Consider the following 21,283-nt stretch of genomic DNA (forward strand, 5'->3'; position numbering starts at 1 on the left):
GGGCGGAGGGTAGGGGCGGAGGCGGGGCGGCGCGTAAGTGGGGGTTGGCGGGCGCTTCATGGAGGGGCGCTTCATGAGGGCGGGACAGGACCCGCCTACCCGCCGTACGTCTCCCGAATCTGCTCGGCGAACTCGGGGAGCCGCAGTTCCGAGGCGGCGCGCATGACCTCACGGTAGAGGGCATACGGCTCGACCTCCCCGGCTTGCAGGGCGATCAGCAGGCGGCGCAGGTGGTCGTCGCGCAGCTCGCGGCCCACGAAGAGGCGCACCTGCGTGACCGCGCGGACCGCCTGCTCGTCGGTGGGGAGGCCCAGGAACTCGCGCTCCACCGCCGTCGTCAGGCGCTCGGTCTCCTCCTCCTCGCGGCGGGCGAGGTCGGTGCGGCTGGTCTTCCCAGGGGCGCGCTCCACCCCCGGCGCGGCCTCCCCTGCCCCGGCGTCTCCGGGGTCGGTGTACTTGCCCTCCTCGTCGCGGATCACGTCCACGAGGAGGGCGCTGCGGTTGCGGACCCGGTAGCCGGCGCGGGTCATGGCCTCGAACCTCTCCAGCCGCCGGGTGACGTGGGCCTCGCCCCGGTCCTGCACGAGGCGGCGGGCCACAGCGGGCGCGACCCCGTAGCCCCGCAGCGCGTCCACCACGGGCGCGTCGGGGATGACCTCGATGACGGGTTCGGGAGCGGGCGGGGTGGCGGGCAGGTCGCCGAACTCGTACACGATCACGGTGTCGTTGCGGGCACCCTCGTAGGTCACGGCGCGCAGGTAGCCGCGCTCCAGCAGCTCGGTGTGGGCACTCTCCAGATTGCGCTTGATGCGGGCGGGCACCGTCTCGCGCAGCTTGCACTCGCGCGCCCACTGCTGGAGGTGCAGCCGCAGGACGGCGGCGGGCGCTTGCGGGTGCTGCGGGTCGTAGCGGTGGGCGTCCAGCACCCGGTACAGGCTGCGGGTCAGCGACCGCTTGAGGCTGAGCACGAAGGTCATGTCCAGCGGCTTGAGATACCGCTCGCGGATGCTCTGCACGACCGGGCGGGCGAGCCGGATTTTCAGGCTGGTCCCGCTTCCGAACGAGGTGTCCCCCTGCGTGTCCGCCACGATCTGCTCGACGATGTTGAACTTCACGGTCGTCCACCGCTGCCGCTTGTGGTCGCGCCACGACTCGCTCGCCGTGTAGGTCGCGCCCTTGAGGCGGTCGAGGCTCTCCTGAAGCGCCGCGTAGTACTGGCCGGAATCGGGAAAGCCCGCCCGCTGGAGCATCTGGTACGCCGTCGTGTGAACGGCCCCGTCCTCCGGTGCCCCCTGTTCGAGGTACATCACGTTGAGGATGGTGGCGAAATCGCCGTCCAGGCCGTGCGGAACGCCGCCGTACTCGCTCGGTGAGATGCAGGTCAATCGGGCATTGCGGTCGTCGATCACGAACTGCACGTCCCAGCGGGTGTAGTCGCTGGGGATGCGCTCCTGCACGCAGATCAGCCCCAGGCGTGCGGAATTGGCCTCATCGAAGCGGTCGATGTCGGCGGGCGCGGTGGGCTTGACCTTGCGTTTCTTGACGGCGGATGACAAGGGGCGCGGCCTCCACCCGGAACTATACCCGCCGCCCGCCCGGACCCGTCACACCCCGCGCCCGGCTAGGCCTATGCAGCCCTGATGTTGATTCTTTGTATGTTGTTTTCTTTTAAAAGATATTGATGATCAACATCAAGGGGGCGGCGGGCCGCAAAAGCGACTCGCGTGCTGGACGGCGTTTTTGCAACTGACCGCCTGGGAACATGCCGAGTAAATCGGTACTTTATGCCGAGTAAATCGGTAGTCGATGCCGAGTAAATCGGTACTTTATGCCGAGTAAATCGGTAGTTGGGCCGCCGAAGATGCCGAGTAAATCGGTAGTCCCCTGTGGATAACTCTGGGAAGATGCCGAGTAAATCGGTAGTCGATGCCGAGTAAATCGGTAGTTGGGGATGAATTGTTCTACCGATTTACTCGGCATCCTGGGCCGAAGATGCCGAGTAAATCGGTAGTCGATGCCGAGTAAATCGGTAGTTGGACCGAGTACAAGCCCGATTTACTCGGCATGTTGTCTTGAAGAGATAAAACCGCCCTGGGAGGATGAATCCATCAGTTTTCCCTTCGAGGAGAAAAATGAGGATGCCGAGTAAATCGGTAGTGCCGGAGGGAGGTTTATGCATAGACGCGGGAGCAGATCGCTACCTCACTTTTCGTCGTGTGGAAAGGCAAATTTTCGATCTTCGCATTCAAAATGACGGACGCGGCCTCCTCGGGTTCCGGTACGTGCGGGGAGGCCTGCGCGTATTGCCTGAAATGGAAGGTTCAAACATGGCTCAATGGAGCAGAAACGTCGTTCCAGCGCCTCTTTTTTTCTGTTCATGCCTGTCGAGGGGAACGTCGAAGGGCGTCCAGCGGCCAACCAACCTCTGCCGAACGCCCCGAATGACGGGCCAACTCCGGGGCTACGCCAACTGCTCCAGAATGGTCGGGTCCTGAATCTTGCGGTCCTCGGCGAGGAGGAGGACCTTGCTCACGACCTCGGCGGTGCGGGGGTCTGGGTCGGCGAAGGGGAGGAAGATTCGCCCCCCCTGCGCGTTGTGGACGGGAATGATGCACAGGAATCCGCCCGGCTGGCGGTGGACGGTGCCCGAACCGAGGTGGACCGTGTAGTTCGCGTGGTGCCCGGCGATCAGGGCGTGGCCGTGTTCGAGCCGCACATTCCTCAACCCCAGCAGCCGGAGCGTCTCGCGCAGGAGGCTTTCCCGCATCTCCACGGTGCTCTGGCTCGCCTCCGGGTCCACGCCGCCGACGTGGGCGACGCTGACGACGAGATCGAGGTCGCGCATCGTCTCGCTGAAGAGGCGCGGGGGAACGGCGCTCAGGGGCAGGGCTTCCCGCTCGTCGCGGCGCACGAAATAGACGGCGCGCAGGGGTGTGCCCTCCACCTCGTTCGGGGTGAAGGGGCCGCCGACGAACGTGTCCACCCAGACATTGATCCCTTCGGCATGGTCGGTCTTGCGCACGCCCTCCTCCGGGACGGGCACCCAACCCCGCGTCTTGAGGAGCGCGGCGGCCTTCGTGGGCTGGACGTGGTGCCCGTCGTAACGGGTGCTGCGCCGCGCCTCTCCTCCCCCCTCGGCGGGCGTGAGGGGGTAGTACTCGCGGAAGACCTGCTTGAAAGGCTGGGTGACGCCCTCCGCCATCACGTGTTCCTGAAAGGCGGGCCACTGGCCCCCCACGAACAGGTCGTGCGGGTGGGCGAGCCGGAGGGCCTGTTCGCCGATGGGGAGTTCACCGTCCGGCGTCCGCAGGGCGTCCCCCTGCCACCAGCCCGTGCCCCCCTCCCCGAGGACCCACACGAGCGACCGCAGCATGGGCGCGATGACGGGATGGCGGGCGAGGTCGCGCAACTCCGCCGCCCCGAAGTGGTCGCCGCGCACCATCGCCTCCTCCAGCGCGGCCCGCATCCGGGTGCGGGTGGCGTCCAGCTCGGTCAGGGTGGTCCTGATGGCGACGACTTCAGCATGTTTCTTGACCGCCGGGGGAAGGTTCTTCAGCGTCTTGTCGCCCCGGCGCACCCGCAGGCTGGCCGCGCCGTCGGGGGTGAGGTCGATGCCGACGGTCACGCCGTCCACCTCGGCCTCGCGCGACCAGTCGGGGGCGAGGCGGGCCTCCATCGCCCAGGTGAGGCGCTGTGGGTCGGCGTACCCGGCGGTGCGGGCGAGGTTCTGCATCCCGATGTCGGCGGCGAGACGTTCGCTGGCCTGCCGCTGCGCGCCGAACTGCCGTGCTTCCCTGCGGAAGTCGGCGAGGAGGCGGTAGCGGCCCTCAACTTCCCTCGCCGCCAACGTCTTCTTCCGACTCAACGGCAGCAGGCCGAGGGCGCGCACGGCGTCCCCGTGGCGCTTCCCGGTGATGCGCGTCCGCACCTCCTCCTCGTTCAGCTCTCCGAGGAGCGCCCGCGCGAAGAGTTCCGCCCGCTTGTGCCCGCCGCCGCCCGAGGCGTAGCGCGCGGCCCCGAGCAGGGTGGTGAAGTGCGCCGCCCCGAGCGCCCCGTGCATCCGGCGGAACCAGGCCACGTCCACCGCGCCCTCCGTCAACGTCTGCGCGGAGAGGGGCGTCCGCTCGCCGATCTCGGCCTCCCAAGCCTCGCGCACGTCACCCGGCACGCTCCAGCCGCCGTCCTTCGTATGGGCGTGGAGCCAGTACACGCCGTCCCCCAGGCCCTTCCAGCCCAGCGTGGCCTCCACGAGCGGTGCCCACTGGGGGGCAAACATGGCGAGGTCGAGGAGGCGGGCGTCCTTCACCCCCAGCGCCCGCGCCTCCCGCGCGAAGGTGGCGGGCGTATCCACGGGCGCGGGGAAGGACACGCGGATGAGGTGGCTGAAGGTCGTGTCCCGGCTCCCGCCGTGGCCGAGGTAGCTGCGCCGCAGCGGGTTCTTCCCCAGCCCGGCGAGGAGGCGCAGCGTTCGCCCGGCCCCGTGGAGGCTGCCCAGACTCAGGGCGGCCCCGGTGGCGGGCGTCTCCAGGTCGCCGCGCGTGAGTTCGACCTCCAGCACGCGCTCGCGCACGGCGTCCACGGCCCCTTGCCAGGCGGGGCTGGTGGGCAGGCCCTCGCGCGGCTTGCGGGCGGTGTGGAGGTGCAGGTCGGGGAAGTTCGAGCGGGCATACCCCTCCCCCGAACGCGGGCCGATCAACGTGTCCAGCAGGTCGTGGTGGGTGGCCCAGCCGTGCTCCTCCGCCCGGATGAGGAGCGCCGCGTCGGGCCGCTGACGGGGGAGCTTGGGGAAGGCCCGGTCATGGCAGACGCTCAGCTCCCACAGTCGCCGCCACTGCTCCGGGGTCCAGCCCTCGCGCGGCGTGGTGGGCCGCAGGGGAGCGAGGAGGTCGCGGGGGTCGGTGCGGTGCCACTCGTGCACCGGGTCCACGATCACTTCCACGTCGCGGGGCAGCAGGCCCAGCCCCGTCTCCCAGGCGTCGAGGGCGAGGTCGGTGTCCATCCCGTCCGCCGCCTCCCACACGAGGAAGGCCACGACGGGCCGCACGAGGGCCGCGTGTTCCAGCCAGAGGGGCACGGGCGGCCCGAACATGCGGTGCAGCGTCCGGTGCCGGAGGGCCTGCTCGGGGGCGAGGGGGGCATCCCTCGGGTCGTCGTCCAGGTCCTCCAGCGGGTCCCCGGCACTCTCCACCCGGCGCGCGGCGAAGTGGCCCAGCGCCCAGCCCATCCGGGTGAGGTCGCCGGGCTGCGGGTCGGTCCGGCCCACCCACCAGCGCCGCCACAGGTCCGCGAGGGGCAGGTCGTCCCCACGCAGCATCCACGGCGAGACGTTGCCCAGGAGCACGGTGTCCCGCCCGTCCCAGCCTGTCCCGGTGAGGGGGTCCTCCCGGTGGGCGTGGATGAGGTCGTCCAGCGATTTGAGCAGGTCCGCCCCGCGCCGCATCTCCCGCGCGTAGTCGTGTTCCCGCGCCTGGAGGGTGGGCAGGGGGGCGAGCTTCTCCGGGTCGAACAGCCCCAGCCCGTCGTCCAGCGTCACCACACTCTCGGGGTGCGTGAGCCGGGCGTGCAGCGTCTCCTCGGTCGTATTGGCGGGCCGGAACCCGGCGGGCGGCCCTCCCCCGACCTCAAGCAGGAGTTGGAGTCCGGCCTGCCGCTGCTCGGTGTTGCGGGTGGCGAGGAGGCGCGCGGCGCTCGCACTCGCCTGCCCCGGATCGCGGGCGAGGAGGCGGATCAGGCCGCGCCGCAGGTCCGCACTTCGGCGTTTCAGCAGGCCGTGGACGACCTCGGCCTCCTCCGGCCCCGGCGCGAGGGTGAGGTGGGCCGCCACGCCGACCGCCTCCTCGGCCACCGACGGGGTGCGGTCTTGCAGCAGGGTCATCAGCAGGGCGCGGGTGGGGGGGTCCAACGGCGTCTTCTCGCCACGCTCCCGCAAGACGCGCAGGGCATGGCTCTTGCCATTGCCGCTCATCCCCGCCAGATGCGGCGTAAGGGCCGTGAAGGGCCGCTCGCCGAGCAGGGCGGGCAGCAGGTCCAGCACCCCCGCGCGGGCGGGCACCTGCCCCAGCCAGGGGAAAAGCAGGGGCTGGTTTGTGGCCTCGCCTCCCAGCCGCGCCGCGTAGCCCTCCAGCGCCCCGAAGGTGACGCCGCTCTCCTCCGGCTGCCAGCGATTCACGCGCCCGGCGGCCAGAGCACCGAGCCGCACGTCCGGGTCGGCGAGCAGGGCACCCAGTTCCCCGTTCCCCAGCATCTGCGCCGCGCTCAGGAACTGCACCGCCGCCATCCGCCGCTCCGGGTCGGGACCTTGCAGCAGTGGGCGGGCGAGCGTGGCGGCCTCCCCCGCGTCCCGGAAGGCGAGGGTAAAGAGGGCGAGGTAGGCGTCCACTCCACCTCCCGACCGGACGGCGGCCCGCGCGGAATCGGTGTCCTCCAGGAAGGCCAGCGCCCGCTCCAGCAGCCCGCGCACGGCCTTCGTGTCGGTCACGTCGTAGCCCAGCCCGAACCACACGTCCGCCGCACGCAGGCAGGCGGCGAAGCGCAGGAGGTCCTCCCGCAGGATCAGCCGCAGGAAGCGGGCGAAGGCGTCCGGGTGCGCCTCGTCCACGGTTTCGAGGATGACCTGTCGCAGCCCCTCCTGACGCTGGGCGGCGAGGAGCAACCCTTCGGCGAGGTCCCAGGCGTCCGGGCGGGCGCTGGCGAGGAGGGCGTGGGGAACGTGTCGCCCCATCCGCGCGACGGGGTGCTGGGTGCCCGCCGTGTCCCGCAGCACCCCGAAGATCGTCTCGTCCCCGTCGTCGAGTGCCTGTGCGAATAGTAAGCCCAGCCCGTGCGCGTGCCAGCCGGGGAGGTGGCCCGTGTGGACGGCGAACCACGCCAGGTCCTGCGGGTAGTCGCGGGTGGCGTGCCACGTCGCCCACAGCCAGTTCACCGCCCGGTCCGCGTGCAGGCGGTGGCCCGGAGCGCGGAAGGCGCGGCGCTCGTAGCCCTGCGGGTACGGGTGGCGGGTGAGGAGCGCCCCCAGCGTCCGCCGGGCCGTGTCGGGGAACTGCGGGAAGAAGACCGACGCCAGCGCCCGCCGCGTCTCCTCTCCCCCACCGTGCAGAACGTCGGCGAGGGTGGCGAGGTCCGCCGTCCGCCGCTGGTGATCCCGCTCGTTGTTCACCAGCGCGCGGACCAACACGCCGAGGTCGGACGGCAAGGCCTCCGCCCGCTCCAGCAGGGCAGGTTTCCAGGGGGCCTGATACGGCGCGAGCACTTGCGCGGCGTCCACCCTCAACCCCCCGCCAGCGCGGTCAGGCGCAGCAGCAGCACGGTGCTGTCGGGCCGCAGGGCGACGGGCCGTTCCAGTTCCGTCACCTGCTCGTCGTCCACGAAGACGTAGTACAGCCCGTCAGAGAACGCCCGCAGCGCCACACGCACGGCCTCGTCCGTCTCCACCGTGCCCGCGCGTTCCTGCGGGGCGACCGCCACCCGCCCCTGCGCCGCCCCATGCGTGAGGTCCCGCTCCGTCAGCACGCGCAGCACGCCGACCGCCTCCTGACTCTCCCGGTATCGCCCCACCTCCGCCTCGACGAGCCGGGTGAGCAGGCTCCCCAGGGTGTGCGGCCCTTCGGGCACCTCGTACGGTCGGCGCTCGAAGGGGGTGCGGCGGCCAACGATCTTCGTCTCGACAATCATGGGATGAACCTCGGCAGGAGCGATGGTGAGTTCGGCGACGATCCTATTCTAAACACGTGGGACTGATTATGTAAATAGCAGAATCAAAGGCGATTCTTTGCCCCACAGATGGGCCGCTTCGAGGTTCGTAGGGGAGGACCACGGGAGGGCGTGGAACCGTGTCTTTTGTGCCTGCCCCAAATGTCTGGATGGAGTGTCGGATGGTGACGTTTTCTTTGTCTGGTGGGAGGACGAGCGATGCCCGTCACCCCGTCCCCAACCCTCTGCAAGCCGCTCTCCGAGTCCCCTACAAGGGGGATGGGGAAAGAGTGGTTCGCTCTTTTTGCCCCCTTGTGAGGCGAGGTCGGGAGAGAGTGAGCACGCACCGCGTCCCCGGAGGACAGACCCTCAGTCCGCTGTGGTTATCCAATCGCCGCCCTCCCCCCGTCCCGCTTCGTCAGGTTGATCACGCTCACCCCCAGCAGCCGGACTCCCCGGCCCGCGAGCAGGTCGGGGGTGAGCAGTTCCGCCGCCAGCGTCTCCAATTCATGCGCCTGACTCAGCCGCCGGTCTACGGTCTTGCGCCGCGTCACGGGCGTCCAGTCCTCGTAGCGCAGCTTGAGCACCACGGTTCGCCCGGTATAGCCACGGGTCCCCAGGCGGGCGGCGACCTCCGCCGTGACACCCGGCAACTCGGCGAGCAGCGCCTCACGCGTCGTCAGGTCGGTGTCGAAGGTGCGCTCGACCCCGATGGACTGGGCCTCGCGGTGCGCCTCCACCGGGCGATCGTCTACGCCACGGGCGAGGCCGTGCAGCCGGGGCGCGAACTTGCCCGCGCCGAGGATGGCCTGAAGGTCGGGCAGCGGGCGGGCGCGCAACTCCGCCCCGGTACGGATGCCGTGCGCGTGGAGCTTCCCGGCAATGACGGGACCGACTCCGTAGAAGTCCTCGACGGGCAGGGCGGCGAGCAGCGCGTCCACCTCCCCAGGCCGAATGACCGTCAGACCGGCGGGCTTGTGCATCCCGCTGGCGAGCTTGGCGAGGAACTTGTTCACCGACACCCCGGCGGAGGCGGTCAGCCCCGTCTCGGCGAGGATGTCGGCCTTGATCGAGTGGGCGGTCTCCTCGGCGTCGGCGAGCGTGCGGCCCTCCGCCGTCACGTCCAGATACGCCTCGTCGAGCGCCAGCGGCTCCACCACGTCCGTATACCGGGCGAAGACCCCGTGAATCTGCGCCGACACCGCCCGGTACACGTCCATGCGCTGCGGGATGAGCACGAGGTCGGGGCAGCGGGCCACGGCGAAGTGGACGGGCATGGCGCTCCTCACCCCGAAGGCGCGGGCGACGTAATTCGCCGTCATCACGGCCCCCTTGCGGGCGGTGGCGATGACGGCGACGGGGTTCTCGGCCAACTCCGGGCGGTCGCGCACCTCAATGGAGGCGTAGAAGGCGTCCATGTCCACATGCACGATCAGCCGGGTCATGGGGAAGAGTCTCGCTCAGGCCGCAGGTAGGGGTGGGGGGCGGGGCTACAGGTGGGATTGGCTGTCGCTAGGAAGCCGGATGTGGTTGGAGCGACTAGCCCCACCCCAGACGGGCCGACACCTGCCGCGCCGCCCGCTCCATCCGCTCGGCGAAGGGGGCGATCTGGTCGGGGGTGAAGCGGGAGGTGGGCGCGGAGACGCTGAGGGAGGCGACGACCGCCCCGGCCTCGCCCTGCACGGGCACGGCGACGCAGCGGACGCCCAACTCCCGTTCCTCGTCGTCCACGCCGTAGCCCTGCTCGCGGATGCGGCCCAGCTCCTGCTGCAAGCGCGCGAGGGTGGTGATGGAGCGCGGCGTGTAGGCCGGGTAGGGGCCGTCGCCGAGCTTCTGCCGCACGTCGCCCTCGGGCCGCCACGCGAGGAGGACCTTGCCCACGCCCGAACAGTGAAGCGGCGCGCTCGCCCCCAGGTGGGTGAACATCCGCACGAGCTGCCGCCCCTCGACCTGATGCACGTACACCGCCTCGGCGTCGTACAGCACGGCGAGGTTGACGGTCTCGTTGAAGTCGGCGACGAGGGCCTCCATCTCCGGGTGCGCCGCGCCGATCAGGTTGTCGCGCTCGGTGAAGGCCAGCCCGACCTGGTAGGCGCGCAGGCCGACGCTGTACATCCCGCTTCCCGCCTCCCACTCGACGAAGCCCTGCTGCCGCAACGTCTCCAGCAGGCGGTAGGTCGTGCTGGCCGAGAGGTTCACGTGGCGGGCGAGGGCGCTCAGGGAGGCGCGGCGCAGGTCACTCAGGGCGCGAAGCACGGTCAGGCCGCGTTCCAGCGTACGGACGCTTCCCGCCTCGCCGCTGCGGGCACGTCCCGGTTTCTGTCTGGTCGTGGTCATGGATGTTCGACCACAGGGTAGGGTCCAGGCCGCCCGAGAACTGTTCTGATCGCCGACCTCAAGCCAGCTTCCCGTAGGCGGGCAGCGTCAGGAAGTCCGCGAGGGGCTTCTCGGTCGCCACGTTCTTGAACAGCCCACCGGCCTCCGCGAAGGCGGGTCCCAGCCGCTCCAGCTCGTCCTCGAACAGCGCGTCCAGCAGTTCCGGCGTCAGCGTTCGCCCGTCGTCCAGCGGAACCCCCTGGTGGAGCCACTGCCACAGTTGCGCCCGGCTGATCTCGGCGGTGGCGGCGTCCTCCATCAGGTTATGGATGGGCACCGCCCCCCGGCCCTGGAGCCACGCCGCGAGGTATTGGATACCCACGCTGATGTTCGTCCGCACGCCCGCCTCCGTGACGCGGCCCTCCGGCGGGGTGAGGAGGTCCTGCGCCGTCACCTGGAAGTCCGCCTGCTTGCCCGAGTCGATCTGATTGGGCGTCGGCATCAGGCGGTCGAAGACCTCGGTGGCGAGCTGAACCATGCCGGGGTGGGCGACCCACGTTCCGTCGTGCCCGTTCGTCGCCTCACGTTCCTTGTCGAGCCGCACCTGCTCGAAGGCGCGCTCGTTCGCCGCCGGGTCGTTCTTGACGGGGATGAACGCACTCATGCCGCCGATGGCCGGGGCACCGCGCCTGTGGCACGTCTGGATGGCGAGCCTGGAGTAGTTCGCCATCATGGGCACCGCCATCGTGACCTGCGCGCGGTCGGGGAGGATGCGGTCGCCCCGGTTCCTGAACTTCTTGATGTACGAGAAGATGTAGTCCCAGCGCCCCGCGTTCAGCCCTGCCGAATGCTCGCGCAGCTCGTACAGAATCTCGTCCATCTCGAAGGCGGCGAGGATCGTCTCGATCAGGACCGTGCCCCGCAGGGTGCCGCGCCCAACGCCGAGCGTGTCCTCCGTGTGCGTGAACACGTCGTTCCACAGCCGCGCCTCGAGGTGGCTCTCCAGCTTGGGGAGGTAGAAGTACGTGCCCATGCCCCGGCTGAGCCGCTCGTGCGTGTTGTGGAAGGCGTACAGGCCGAAGTCGAACAGGGACCCGCTCATGGTCTCGCCGTCCACGGTCACATGTTTTTCGGGCAGATGCCAGCCGCGCGGGCGGACGAGGAGCATGGCCGTCCGCTCATTCAACTGGTAGCTCTTGCCGCCCTGCTCCAGCGTGATCGTGCCGCGCACCGCGTCGCGCAGGTTGAGCTGGCCGTCCACCACGTTCTCCCACGTCGGGCTGTTCGCGTCCTCGAAGTCAGCCATGAACATGCGCGCCCCGCTGTTCAGGGCGTTGATGACCATCTTGCGGTCCACCGGGCCGGTGATCTCCACCCGGCGGTCGTGCAGGTCGGCGGGCAGGGGGGCGATCTTCCAGTCCCCGGCGCGGACGTGGGCGGTCTCGGGTAGGAAGTCGGGCAGTTCGCCCGCGTCCAGCCGTGCCTGCCTCTCCTCGCGGGCGGTGAGCCGTTCACGTCGTCGCGCGTCGAAGCGGCGGTGCAGGTCGGCGACGAAGGCCAGCGCCTCCGGCGTCAGAATCTCGGCGTGGGCGTCCTGAACGGGCGCGGTGATGGACATTCCGGTGGGCAGGGACAGGGTTGCAGTCACGGGGGCCTCCTGGGGGAAGGGGAACGCGGCTTGTATTTCACCTCTTGAAGACGTTTTCCATTTTAAGCAGAAAAAGGCCTTAAGGATGGTCTCCGCGAGAGTGACGCCCCTCGTCCTATTCCACCCATACCGCCCGGTAGTCGTTGAGGTTGTGTCCGCTCGGCCCGGTCACGAGCGCATCTTCCAGCATCGTGAAGAAGCTGCCGGAGTCGTTACGGGTGAGGAAGGCGCGTGGATCAAGTCCCAGAGCGCGGGCGCGAACGAGCGAGTCGGGCGTGAGGAAAGCTCCCGCCGCGTCGCTGTTGCCGTCGATGCCGTCCGAACCGGCGGAGAGGGCATGGACACCCCGCTCGCCGAGGTCGTGGAGCAGCCACAGGGCGAACTCCTGATTGCGCCCGCCGCGCCCCTCGCCGCGCACGGTGACGGTCGCCTCCCCGCCGGAGAGGAGGACGAGCGGCCCCCGGAAGGGCGTGCCGTGATCGCGGACACTCGATATAAGGGAGGCATGGAAACCCGCGAGGTCGCGCGCCTCCCCCGCGAGGGTGTCGGAGAGGATGACGGAGCGCACGCCCTGAGCTTCCAGGAAGGAGTGCGCCGCCTCCAGCAGCACGCGGTTGGAGCCGATGATCGTGTTCTCGACGTGAGGCAATTCGCCCGGTTTCGGCGTTTCGGGCAGTTCCCCTCTCGCTCCCGCCGTGAGGTGCGCGCGGGCCTCCTGAACCTCCAGCCCGTAACGGTCCAGCACCCCCAGCGCCTCCGCGAAGGTGGACGGGTCGGGCACGGTGGGGCCGGAGGCGATCACCGATGGGTCGTCGCCGATCACGTCGGAGATCAGGAGGGCGCGCACGTGGGCGCGGGTGGCCGCCGCGAGCCGCCCACCCTTGACGTGCGAGAGGTGCTTGCGGACGGCGTTGATTTCCCCGATGTCGGCCCCGGCCCGCAGCAGGTCGCGGGTGAGCGCCCCCTTCTGCGCGAGCGTGACGCCCCACGGCGCACTCAACAGGGCACTCCCGCCGCCGGAGACGAGGACGAGGAGGCGGGCATCCTCCGGCAACGCGCGCACCCGTGTCAAAGCTCTCTCCGCCGCCCGGACGCTGTGTTCGTCGGGGACGGGGTGGCTGCCGGGCAGGACCTCCGCCGCGTCCGGGGCGCTCAGGTCGGGGGTGCCGCGCGGGGGGACGGCGAGGCCGGGGACGCCGGGATAAGCCTCCAGCGCCGCCCGCAGCATGGGCAGCGCCGCCTTGCCGAAGGCGAGCACGAGGTCGGGCCGGGGTTCGTTCAGGTACGGGGCGAGGAGGCGGGCGGGGGCCACGGCCTCCAGCGCCGCGTGGTAGCTGCGTTCGAGGAGCGCCCGTCTGTCCACGCCCGGCCCCCTCAGTCCAACCCGGACAGCCGCGCGTACAGCTTGGCTAAGCCCGAGTGGTCGAGGTCGCCCATGCCCTGCGCGATCATGGAATTCATCAATTCGGCGACGTTCGCGGTGGCGGGCAGGGGCACGGCCTGTTCCCGGCCCGCCTCCAGCGCGAGGCGCAGGTCCTTGCGGTGCAGGTGGATGCGGAAGCCGGGCTGGAAGTTGCCGTCGAGGATACGCTGGCCGTGCAGGTCCAGAATCCGGCTCTGCGCGAGGCCGCCAAGCAAAGCCTGACGCACCCTTGAGGCGTCCACTCCACTCTTGCGGGCGAGGGTCATCGCCTCCGCGACCGCCTGAATGGTCAGCGCGACGACGATCTGGTTACAGATTTTGGTCACTTGCCCCGCGCCGGGGCCGCCGATATGCACGAGCGTCTTCCCCACCGTCTCGAACACCGGACGCGCCCGCGCGAAGCCCTGCTCGCTGCCGCCCACCATGATGCTGAGGCTTGCCTGTTCCGCGCCTACCTGCCCGCCAGAAACGGGGGCGTCGAGGGCGTCGACTCCCTTCGCCTGCAACGCCTCCGCTACCTTGCGGGCCGTGCTCGGCGCGACGCTACTCATGTCGATGTAGAGACCGCCCGCACGCAGGCCCTCGGCCACGCCGTTCTCGCCCAGCACGACCTCCTCGACCTGCGGGCTGTCGGGGAGCATGGTGATCACGATGTCACTTGCCTCCGCGACCTCGCGGGCGGTGCGGGCCACGGTCGCGCCCTCGGCGGCGAGAGCCTGTTCCGGCTCGGGGCTGCGGTTGTTGACCGTGAGGGGATAGCCCGCCCTCAGCAGGTGCCGGGCCATCGGCAAGCCCATGATGCCGAGGCCGATGAAGCCGATGCGTTCCTTGCTCGTGTCCGTCGTCACGGGTTCAGCACTCCTTCCCTGAAGGCCTTCATCCACCCCAGCGAGGCCACCGTGTCCCCCTCCGGCACGTATTCCAGCCCGACGTATCCGGCGTAGCCCTCACGGTCGAGCGCCCCGAGGACGAACGGGAAGTTGATCTCCCCCGTCCCCGGCTGGTGGCGGCCCGGCACGTCGGCGAGCTGAACGTGGGCGATCTGCGGTTGGAAGCGGCGGAAGGTGTCGAGCAGTTGCCCGCCCGTCCGCTGCTGGTGGTACAGGTCGTACTGGATGCGGAGGTTGGCGGCCCCCACCTCCCCGATCAACTCCGCCGCCTGCTCGGGCGTCCGCAGGAAGAAGCCGGGGATGTCGTGCGTGTTCACGGGTTCGATGAGCAGCGTGACACCGACCTGATGCAGTTCGGCGGCGGCGTACCGCAGATTCTCCACGAGCGTGCGGCGGGCCTCCTCCGGGTCCGCGCCCTCCGGCAGCTTCCCGGCGAGGCAGTTGACGAGGGGTGGCACGTCACTCCGCAGCGCCTCCACGTACACGAGGGCCTGCGCCACGCCGTCGCGGAACTCCTCCCGACGCTCCGGCAGGATGGCGATTCCCCGTTCCCCCGCCGCCCAGTCCCCGGCGGGCAGGTTGAAAAGAACTTGCCTCAGCCCGTGCGCGTCCAGCTCCGCGCGCAACTCCTGGGGCGAATACGGGTAGGGGAACATGTACTCCACGGCGTCGAATCCCGCCCGCCGCGCGGCGGCGAACCGCTCCAGAAAGGGCAACTCCGGGAAGAGCATGGTGAGGTTGGCAGCGAACTTGGGCATAGAACCTCCGGGGGAAGGGAGTGAGGGATTAGGAATTAGGGGTTAGGGAGTTGACGGGCGGGTTTCCCTGGGTGCCAGGCCCGTTCACCCCCTCTGCTTCGCAGCTCTGCGAGTCCCGGCCTCCCCCCTCAAGGGGGAGGAGAAAAAATGTTCTCTGCTCTGAGGTTTGGGATTTTCCTAACGCCTAACCCCTAACCCCTCAATCCAGCATCGCTATCGCCGTCGGCGCGTCCTGCCTGGCGTCCTCGGCCAGTTCCTCGAACTCGGTGACGGCGGTGATCTCGGTGCCCATGCTGATGTTCGTCACGCGCTCCAGGATCACCTCCACCACGACGGGGACGCGGAACTCGCGCATCAGGTCGCGGGCCTTCTCGAAGGCGGGCAGAATCTCGTCGGGCTGGGTGACTCGCAGGGCCTTGCAGCCCAGGCCCTCGGCGACCTTGAGGTGGTCCACCCCGTAGCCCTGCGTCTCGGGCGAGTTGATGTTGTCGAAGGCAAGCTGCACCTGATAGTCCATCTCGAAGCCGCGCTGCGACTGGCGGATCAGGCCAAGGTAGGAGTTGTTCACGAGGACTTGCAGGTAGGGCAGGTTGAACTGCGCGCCGACCGCGAGTTCCTCGATCATGAACTGGAAGTCGTAGTCGCCGGAGAGTGCGACGACCTCCGCATCGGGCCGGGCGGCGACGACCCCCAGCGCGGCGGGCACCGTCCAGCCCAGCGGTCCGGCCTGCCCCGCGTTGATCCAGTGACGCGGCTGGTAGACGTGCAGGAATTGTCCGCCCGCGATCTGCGACAGCCCGATGGTGGTGACGTACACCGAGTCGCGCCCGAACGCCTTGTTCATCTCCTCGTAGACGCGCTGGGGCTTGATGGGCACGTTCTCGTAGTGCGTCTTGCGGAGCATCGTGCGCTTGCGCTCGCGGCACTCCTCGGCCCACTCCCCACGGTCCCTCAGCTTCCCAGCCGCCCGCCACTCGCGCGCCACTTCCACGAACAGTTCCAGCGCGGCCCGCGCGTCGGAGACGATGCCGTAGTCCGGCCCGAAGACGCGCCCGATCTGGGTCGGCTCGATGTCCACATGGACGAACTTGCGGCCCTGCGTGTACACCTCCACCGAGCCGGTGTGCCGATTCGCCCAGCGGTTGCCGATGCCCAGCACGAAGTCCGAGGCGAGCATCGTCGCGTTGCCGTAGCGGTGCGAGGTCTGGAGGCCCACCATGCCCGCCATCAGGGGGTGGTCGTCGGGAATGGTGCCCCAGCCCATCAGCGTGGGGATGACGGGCACGCCGGTCAGCTCCGCGAGGGTCTGGAGCAGGTCCGACGCATCGGCGTTGATGACCCCGCCGCCGGAGACGATCAGGGGGCGCTCGGCCTCCTGAAGCATCGCCATCGCCTTTTCCACCTGCGCGCGGGTGGCGGCGGGCTTGTAGACGGGCAGTGGCGAGTAGGTCTCCGGGTCGAACTCGATCTCCCCCATCTGCACGTCGAAGGGCAGGTCCACGAGGACCGGGCCGGGCCGCCCCGAGCGCATGAGGTGGAACGCCTGCTGGAACACGCGCGGCACGAGGGCGGGTTCGCGCACGGTGACGGCCCATTTGGTCACGGGCTTGGCGATGCTCTCGATGTCCACCGCCTGAAAGTCCTCCTTGTGCAGCCGGGCGCGCGGGGCCTGCCCGGTGATGCACAGGATGGGCACCGAGTCCGCGCTCGCCGCGTACAGGCCCGTGATCATGTCGGTGCCCGCCGGGCCGCTCGTGCCGATGCACACGCCGATGTTGCCCGCCTTCGCCCGCGTGTATCCGTCAGCCATGTGCGACGCGCCCTCCACGTGCCGCGCGAGGATGTGGTTCACCCCGCCGATCTTCCGCAGCGCCGCGTACAGCGGGTTGATGGCGGCCCCCGGCACCCCGAACGCGGTGTCCACACCCTCCAGGCGCATCACATGCACGGCAGCTTCCGCCGCAGTCATCTTGGGCATCTGAGTTTCCTCCTTGAGGGCGAGCTTAAGGGTCGAGGGCTGGTTTGTCAATCCGTAGAACTATATTTCGCTGAATGAAAATAAGGGGATGGATCGCGCTCCACATCCCCACGGGTTGAGCGGCGGACCTTCTCTCCGTGTTGGACGTAGGCTTGAGACGCCTGATCCCGCAGAAAATCAGGGCGGCGAGAGAAGCAGGTTCCTGAGAAGCCCAGAATGCTACTTTGGGTTGAGAGGGCATGTACCTGAGTATTTTACGGAGCAAAAAACCTCTCCACACTTTGACAAAAGCGGCGGGGATGTGTTACACCCTAAGCACTTCGCTCCTCATCGCCGCCCGACCCTGACCCGGCTGCCTGCGCGGCACCACTGGAGTCTCCCTGTGACCACACCTGCCCCCGACCTTCGGCGCACGCTTCAGGACCGTTTCGGTGGGCGCTGGCGTGCCCTGCTCGCCCAGGACCGGAGCAGCTGGGCACCCGGCTTCAACCCGGCGGGGGCGTCTGTTCGTCAGGGGGAGTGGCAGGTGGCCCCTCCGCCCGCAGAACTGCGTGCCCGCCTGGTGGAACAGCTCGTGGAACCGAGCGACGCCGGGGCATTGAAGGCTGCGCTCACCGCCGCCCCCGACGCCCTGATTTTCGACTTCGACGACACCTTTTCGCCGACGCCGGAGAATGTACGGGCCGGACACGCGAACCTTCAGGGGTTGCCGGAGGGTGGCCCGCTCCCCATGACCCGGCCCCGCCCGCTGTACATGGAGAACGGGGACGGCGGAAGCGCCAGCGTCGACGACCTCGCCGCCTTCGTGGGGGCGTTCGCGGGCCGTGACCACCTGTTCGTCTACGTTCCCAAGCTGGAGTTTCCCGACGAGGCGGAGTTCTGGAACGACCTGCTGACCGAGGCCGAGCACCTGAGCGGACGGGTGCCGAACAGCCTGCGCGTCTGCATCCAGATCGAGACGCTGCCGGGGGCCTTCCACGCCGAGGAGCTGCTGCATACGCTGCGGGAGCGGGCCTTCGGGCTGAATGCCGGGCGCTGGGACTACGTGTTCAGCGCGGTGAAGTGGCTGGGGCTGGACAGGCGATTCTGCCTGCCGGAGCGCGGCGAGTTGCACATGGGGCAACCGGCGATGGGAGCTTACGAGGCCCACCTCGCGCGGGTGTGTGGCCGACGGGGCGCGCAGGCCATCGGGGGCACGGCGGCGCTGGCCCCCGACCCGCAGAATCCCGAACCCGCCCTCGCCGTCGTGCGCGCCGACAAGGAGCGGGAGGCCGCGCGGGGTTACGTCGCGGCGTGGGCCGGGCTGCCGGAACTGATTCCCACCGTCCGGGCCGTGTTCCAGTCGCCGCCGCCCGTCTCTCCCCCATCGCCGATGGCCGAGGAGGACGTGGCCGCCGAACTGCTCGACCTTCCCCGCGCCGAACGGGTGTCCGAGGCCGCGGTGCGCGAGGCTATCGGCGTGTCGGTTACATACTTCCGCGCGTGGCTGGGCGGTCGGGGTGTGATCGTCCGCAACGGGCGGGTGGAGGACACCGCCACCACCGAACTCGCCCGCGCCCAGTTGTGGGGGTGGGTGCGTCACCGCCTGCCGCTGGACACGGGGGGAACGCTCACGCCGGAGCGTTTCCGACAACTCCTGGCCCACCAGGCCGACCCGCAGGAGAGCGCCGCGCGGCTGCTGCTCGCGCTCGTCCTCCCCGACGCCTGCCCCGCCTTCTTCCCGGCGGTGGCCCGCTCCCTCCCGGAGGTGAATCCCGTATGACCCGGCCCCCCACGACGCCCGCTCCCCTCCCCCTGGCCGAAGACTGGGGCCGCCTGGCCGGACGGGCGCTCGACTGCTGCCTGGAGATCGCCGCCTGCACCGAGGTTCCCGGCCAGATCACCCGCACCTTCCTCTGCGCGCCCACGCACGACGCCCACGCGCGGCTGGACCGCTGGGCCGCCTCGCTGGGGTTGCGGACCCGTGAGGACGCTGCCGGGAACTGGCGGGCCACCCGCCGCAGCGACAGGCCGGGTGCCCGCACGCTCGTCATCGGCTCGCACCTCGACACCGTGCCGAACGCCGGACCCTACGACGGCGTGCTCGGCGTGGTGCTGGGGGTCGCGCTAATGGAGGCGCTGCGCGACGTGTCCCTCCCCTACCACGTGGAGGTCGTGGGCTTCAGCGAGGAGGAGGGCGTGCGCTTCGGCGTGCCCTTCATCGGGAGCCGGGCGCTGCTCGGCACGGCGGAGGCGCTGCTCGGCGTGACCGACGCGCGGGGCCGAACCGTCGCTCAGGCCATCACCGACTACGGGCTGGACGTGAATACGTTGGCGGAGGCGCGACTTGCGGACGACGTGCTGGGCTATCTCGAACTCCACATCGAGCAGGGGCCGGTGCTGGAGGCCGAGGGCCGCCCGCTGGGGCTGGTGGAGGCCATCGCGGGGCAGTCGCGGCTGGACCTGACCTTCACGGGCCGGGCCAACCACGCGGGCACCACGCCCATGCGCCTGCGCCGGGACGCGCTGGCGGGCGCGAGCGCCTTCGTCCTCGCCACGGAGACGCTGGCCCGCAAGACGCCGCGCCTCGTCGCCACCGTCGGCTCGCTGACGCCGCTGCCGGGGGCCGTCAACGTGATTCCCGGCGAGGTCCGCCTCACGCTCGACATCCGCCACGCGTCGAACGAGGTGCGGCGCGAGGCCCTGGAACGGATACTGGCCGAGGGACGGCGCATTGCGGAGGAACGCGGCCTGAGCTTCACCCACGCCCTGCGGCTGGAGGAGGCCGCGACCCCGATGAACCCCGCGCTGATGACCCTATTGGGCAAGGCCATGCTCGCCGAGGGCCACGACGCCACCCCGATGGTGAGCGGTGCCGGGCACGACGCCATGCTGGTCGGGCAGGTCTGGCCCGCCGCGATGCTCTTCCTGCGCTCACCCGGCGGCATCAGCCATCACCCCGACGAGAGCGTGCTGGAGGGGGACGTGGAGGCCGCCCTGCGCGTCGGTGCCCGCTTCCTGCGCCTGCTCGCCGAGCGCGAGGAGGCCCGCTGATGTACGACCTTTTGGTGCGTGGCGGCGCGGTCGTGCGGGAGAGCGGCGTGGAGACCGCCGACCTCGCGGTGGAGGGGGGCCGGGTGGTGGCGGTCGGCCCCGACCTTGCGGAGAGTGCCCGCGAGGAGATCGACGCGCGGGGCCTGCACGTCCTTCCCGGCGCGGTGGACCTCCACGTCCACTTCAACGAGCCGGGCCGCACCGACTGGGAGGGCGTGACGACGGGCAGCCGTGCCCTCCTCGCCGGGGGCGGCACCACCTTCGGGGACATGCCGCTCAACAGCACGCCGCCCGTGCTCGACCGCGAGACCTTCGAGGCCAAGCGCCGCGCCGCCGAGGCCGGGTCCCACGCCGACTTCGCCCTGTGGGGTGGGCTGACGCCAGGTGGGCTGGACCGTCTGCCCGAACTCGCCGAGGCCGGGGCGCTGGGCTTCAAGGCGTTCATGAGCAACAGCGGCATCGCCGAGTTTACCGCCGCCGACGACGTGACCGTGTGGGAGGGGCTGGCCGTGGCCCGCGACCTGGGCCGCGTGGTCGCCCTGCACGGCGAGAGCGACGCGATCACGGGCATCCTCGCCGCGCGCATCCGGGCGGGGGGCGGCACGGGCGTCGCCGACTACCTGCGGAGCCGCCCCGTGCTCGCCGAGGCCGAGGCCGTCTCGCGCGCCCTGCTGCTCGCGGAGGAGACGGGCGGGCGGCTGCACCTCGTCCACCTCAGCACCGGGCGGGCCGTGACGCTGGCCGCCGAGGCGCGGTCGCGCGGCGTGGACGTGAGCGTGGAGGTCTGCCCTCACCACCTCCTCTTCACGGGCGAGGACATGGAACGGCTGGGCGCGGTCCTCAAGTGCGCGCCGCCCCTGCGTGGTCAGCCGGAGGTGGACGCCCTCTGGAACGCCTTGCGCGCCGGACTGGTGGACACGGTGGGGTCCGACCACTCACCGAGCAGCCTCGACCTCAAGGACCGTGCCGACTTCTTCGAGGTGTGGGGCGGCGTCGCCGGGGTGCAGTCCACCCTGGCCGCGATGCTCACCGAGGGGCGGGCGCACGGGCTGACCCTGCCGCACATCGTCCGCCTGCTGTCCCATGCGCCCGCCGACCGCTTCGGCCTCGCCGCGAAGGGCCGCCTGGAGCCGGGAGCCGACGCCGACCTGTGCCTCGTCGCGCTGGACGAGGAGTGGGTCCACACGAGGGACGACCTTCACACCCGCTGGAAATTCAGCCCCTACCTGGGCCGCACCTTCCGGGGCCGGGTACGCCGAACGCTTCTCAGGGGGCAGAAGGTGTATGTGGACGGGGTGTTTCCTCTGCCGCCGGGGGGACGGTTGGTGGTGCCGACCTGAAAGCGGTCAGCCGTCAGCTTTCAGCGGTCAGAAGAGAGGGGAATTGACGTGTTCGTTTTCTTTATTGCTAGGCCAGCTCACCCCCTCCCGGCCTCCCCCCTCAAGGGGGAGGAGCAAAAGAGCAAGGGCAATAGCTTTTTCTCCCTCTCCCCTTGCGGGAGAGGGCCGGGGAGAGGGGTGACGAGCAACGCTCGTCTTGTTGTCCAAC

Annotated in this window: 13 protein-coding genes; 3 read left to right on the top strand and 10 right to left on the bottom strand. The window is 70.0% G+C overall.

Going from position 1 to position 21,283, the window contains the following annotated elements; genetic code table 11:
• Positions 1-95: 95 nt before the first annotated feature.
• From V3W47_RS09165 to gcl, 10 genes are all read right to left on the bottom strand, one after another.
• Positions 96-1,556, bottom strand: a complete 1,461-nt coding sequence (locus V3W47_RS09165) for a replication initiator protein A (RefSeq protein WP_331824904.1) — start codon at positions 1,554-1,556, stop codon at positions 96-98.
• A gap of 905 nt (positions 1,557-2,461) precedes the next feature.
• Positions 2,462-7,264 carry a DUF5724 domain-containing protein gene (locus tag V3W47_RS09170; RefSeq protein ID WP_331824905.1) on the bottom strand — a complete coding sequence of 1,601 codons (4,803 nt, stop codon included), beginning with the start codon at positions 7,262-7,264 and terminating at the stop codon, positions 2,462-2,464.
• 2 nt (positions 7,265-7,266) lie between these two features.
• A complete protein-coding gene (locus tag V3W47_RS09175; protein WP_331824906.1) occupies positions 7,267-7,671 on the bottom strand; it encodes a hypothetical protein in 405 nt (134 codons plus the stop codon).
• A gap of 401 nt (positions 7,672-8,072) precedes the next feature.
• The gene (gene dinB, locus V3W47_RS09180) at positions 8,073-9,134 is read right to left on the bottom strand and encodes a DNA polymerase IV (protein ID WP_331824907.1); all 1,062 of its coding nucleotides are present in this window, start codon (positions 9,132-9,134) and stop codon (positions 8,073-8,075) included.
• Between the two features lie 94 nt (positions 9,135-9,228).
• The gene (locus tag V3W47_RS09185) at positions 9,229-10,026 is read right to left on the bottom strand and encodes an IclR family transcriptional regulator (protein ID WP_331824908.1); all 798 of its coding nucleotides are present in this window, start codon (positions 10,024-10,026) and stop codon (positions 9,229-9,231) included.
• Positions 10,027-10,084: 58 nt separating this feature from the next.
• Positions 10,085-11,623 (bottom strand): malate synthase A, encoded by a 1,539-nt coding sequence (gene aceB, locus V3W47_RS09190; protein WP_331824983.1) that lies wholly within the window; start codon positions 11,621-11,623, stop codon positions 10,085-10,087.
• A gap of 145 nt (positions 11,624-11,768) precedes the next feature.
• Positions 11,769-13,016 carry a glycerate kinase type-2 family protein gene (locus tag V3W47_RS09195; protein ID WP_331824909.1) on the bottom strand — a complete coding sequence of 416 codons (1,248 nt, stop codon included), beginning with the start codon at positions 13,014-13,016 and terminating at the stop codon, positions 11,769-11,771.
• Between the two features lie 11 nt (positions 13,017-13,027).
• Positions 13,028-13,924: a 2-hydroxy-3-oxopropionate reductase gene (locus tag V3W47_RS09200; RefSeq protein WP_331824910.1), complete on the bottom strand. Its 897-nt coding sequence runs from the start codon at positions 13,922-13,924 to the stop codon at positions 13,028-13,030.
• A complete protein-coding gene (gene hyi, locus V3W47_RS09205) occupies positions 13,921-14,724 on the bottom strand; it encodes a hydroxypyruvate isomerase (protein ID WP_331824911.1) in 804 nt (267 codons plus the stop codon). The genes V3W47_RS09200 and hyi overlap by 4 nt, the downstream gene beginning before the upstream one ends.
• Before the next feature lie 199 nt (positions 14,725-14,923).
• Positions 14,924-16,702, bottom strand: coding sequence for a glyoxylate carboligase (gene gcl / locus V3W47_RS09210; RefSeq protein ID WP_331824912.1), 1,779 nt, complete (start codon positions 16,700-16,702; stop codon positions 14,924-14,926).
• A gap of 382 nt (positions 16,703-17,084) precedes the next feature.
• Between gcl and V3W47_RS09215 the strand changes: the two genes are divergently transcribed.
• The 3 genes from V3W47_RS09215 to V3W47_RS09225 are packed head-to-tail and all read left to right on the top strand — an operon-like array spanning position 17,085 to position 21,075.
• On the top strand, positions 17,085-18,464 hold the full coding sequence (locus V3W47_RS09215; RefSeq protein ID WP_331824913.1) for an aldolase/citrate lyase/malate synthase family protein: 1,380 nt from the start codon (positions 17,085-17,087) through the stop codon (positions 18,462-18,464).
• Positions 18,461-19,735, top strand: coding sequence for an allantoate amidohydrolase (locus V3W47_RS09220; protein WP_331824914.1), 1,275 nt, complete (start codon positions 18,461-18,463; stop codon positions 19,733-19,735). Before V3W47_RS09215 ends, V3W47_RS09220 begins: the two co-directional genes overlap by 4 nt.
• Positions 19,735-21,075 carry an allantoinase gene (locus tag V3W47_RS09225; RefSeq protein ID WP_331824915.1) on the top strand — a complete coding sequence of 447 codons (1,341 nt, stop codon included), beginning with the start codon at positions 19,735-19,737 and terminating at the stop codon, positions 21,073-21,075. Before V3W47_RS09220 ends, V3W47_RS09225 begins: the two co-directional genes overlap by 1 nt.
• Positions 21,076-21,283: the final 208 nt, after the last annotated feature.

The organism is Deinococcus sp. YIM 134068, from assembly GCF_036543075.1.
Classification (GTDB): Bacteria; Deinococcota; Deinococci; order Deinococcales; family Deinococcaceae; genus Deinococcus; species Deinococcus lichenicola.

Coding starts and splice junctions, on each gene's coding strand:
- V3W47_RS09175 (WP_331824906.1), bottom strand. CDS start 7,671: ATGATTGTCGAGACGAAGATCGTTGGCCGCCGCACCCCCTTCGAGCGC.
- dinB (WP_331824907.1), bottom strand. CDS start 9,134: ATGACCCGGCTGATCGTGCATGTGGACATGGACGCCTTCTACGCCTCC.
- V3W47_RS09185 (WP_331824908.1), bottom strand. CDS start 10,026: ATGACCACGACCAGACAGAAACCGGGACGTGCCCGCAGCGGCGAGGCG.
- aceB (WP_331824983.1), bottom strand. CDS start 11,623: ATGTCCATCACCGCGCCCGTTCAGGACGCCCACGCCGAGATTCTGACG.
- hyi (WP_331824911.1), bottom strand. CDS start 14,724: ATGCCCAAGTTCGCTGCCAACCTCACCATGCTCTTCCCGGAGTTGCCC.
- gcl (WP_331824912.1), bottom strand. CDS start 16,702: ATGCCCAAGATGACTGCGGCGGAAGCTGCCGTGCATGTGATGCGCCTG.
- V3W47_RS09220 (WP_331824914.1), top strand. CDS start 18,461: ATGACCCGGCCCCCCACGACGCCCGCTCCCCTCCCCCTGGCCGAAGAC.
- V3W47_RS09225 (WP_331824915.1), top strand. CDS start 19,735: ATGTACGACCTTTTGGTGCGTGGCGGCGCGGTCGTGCGGGAGAGCGGC.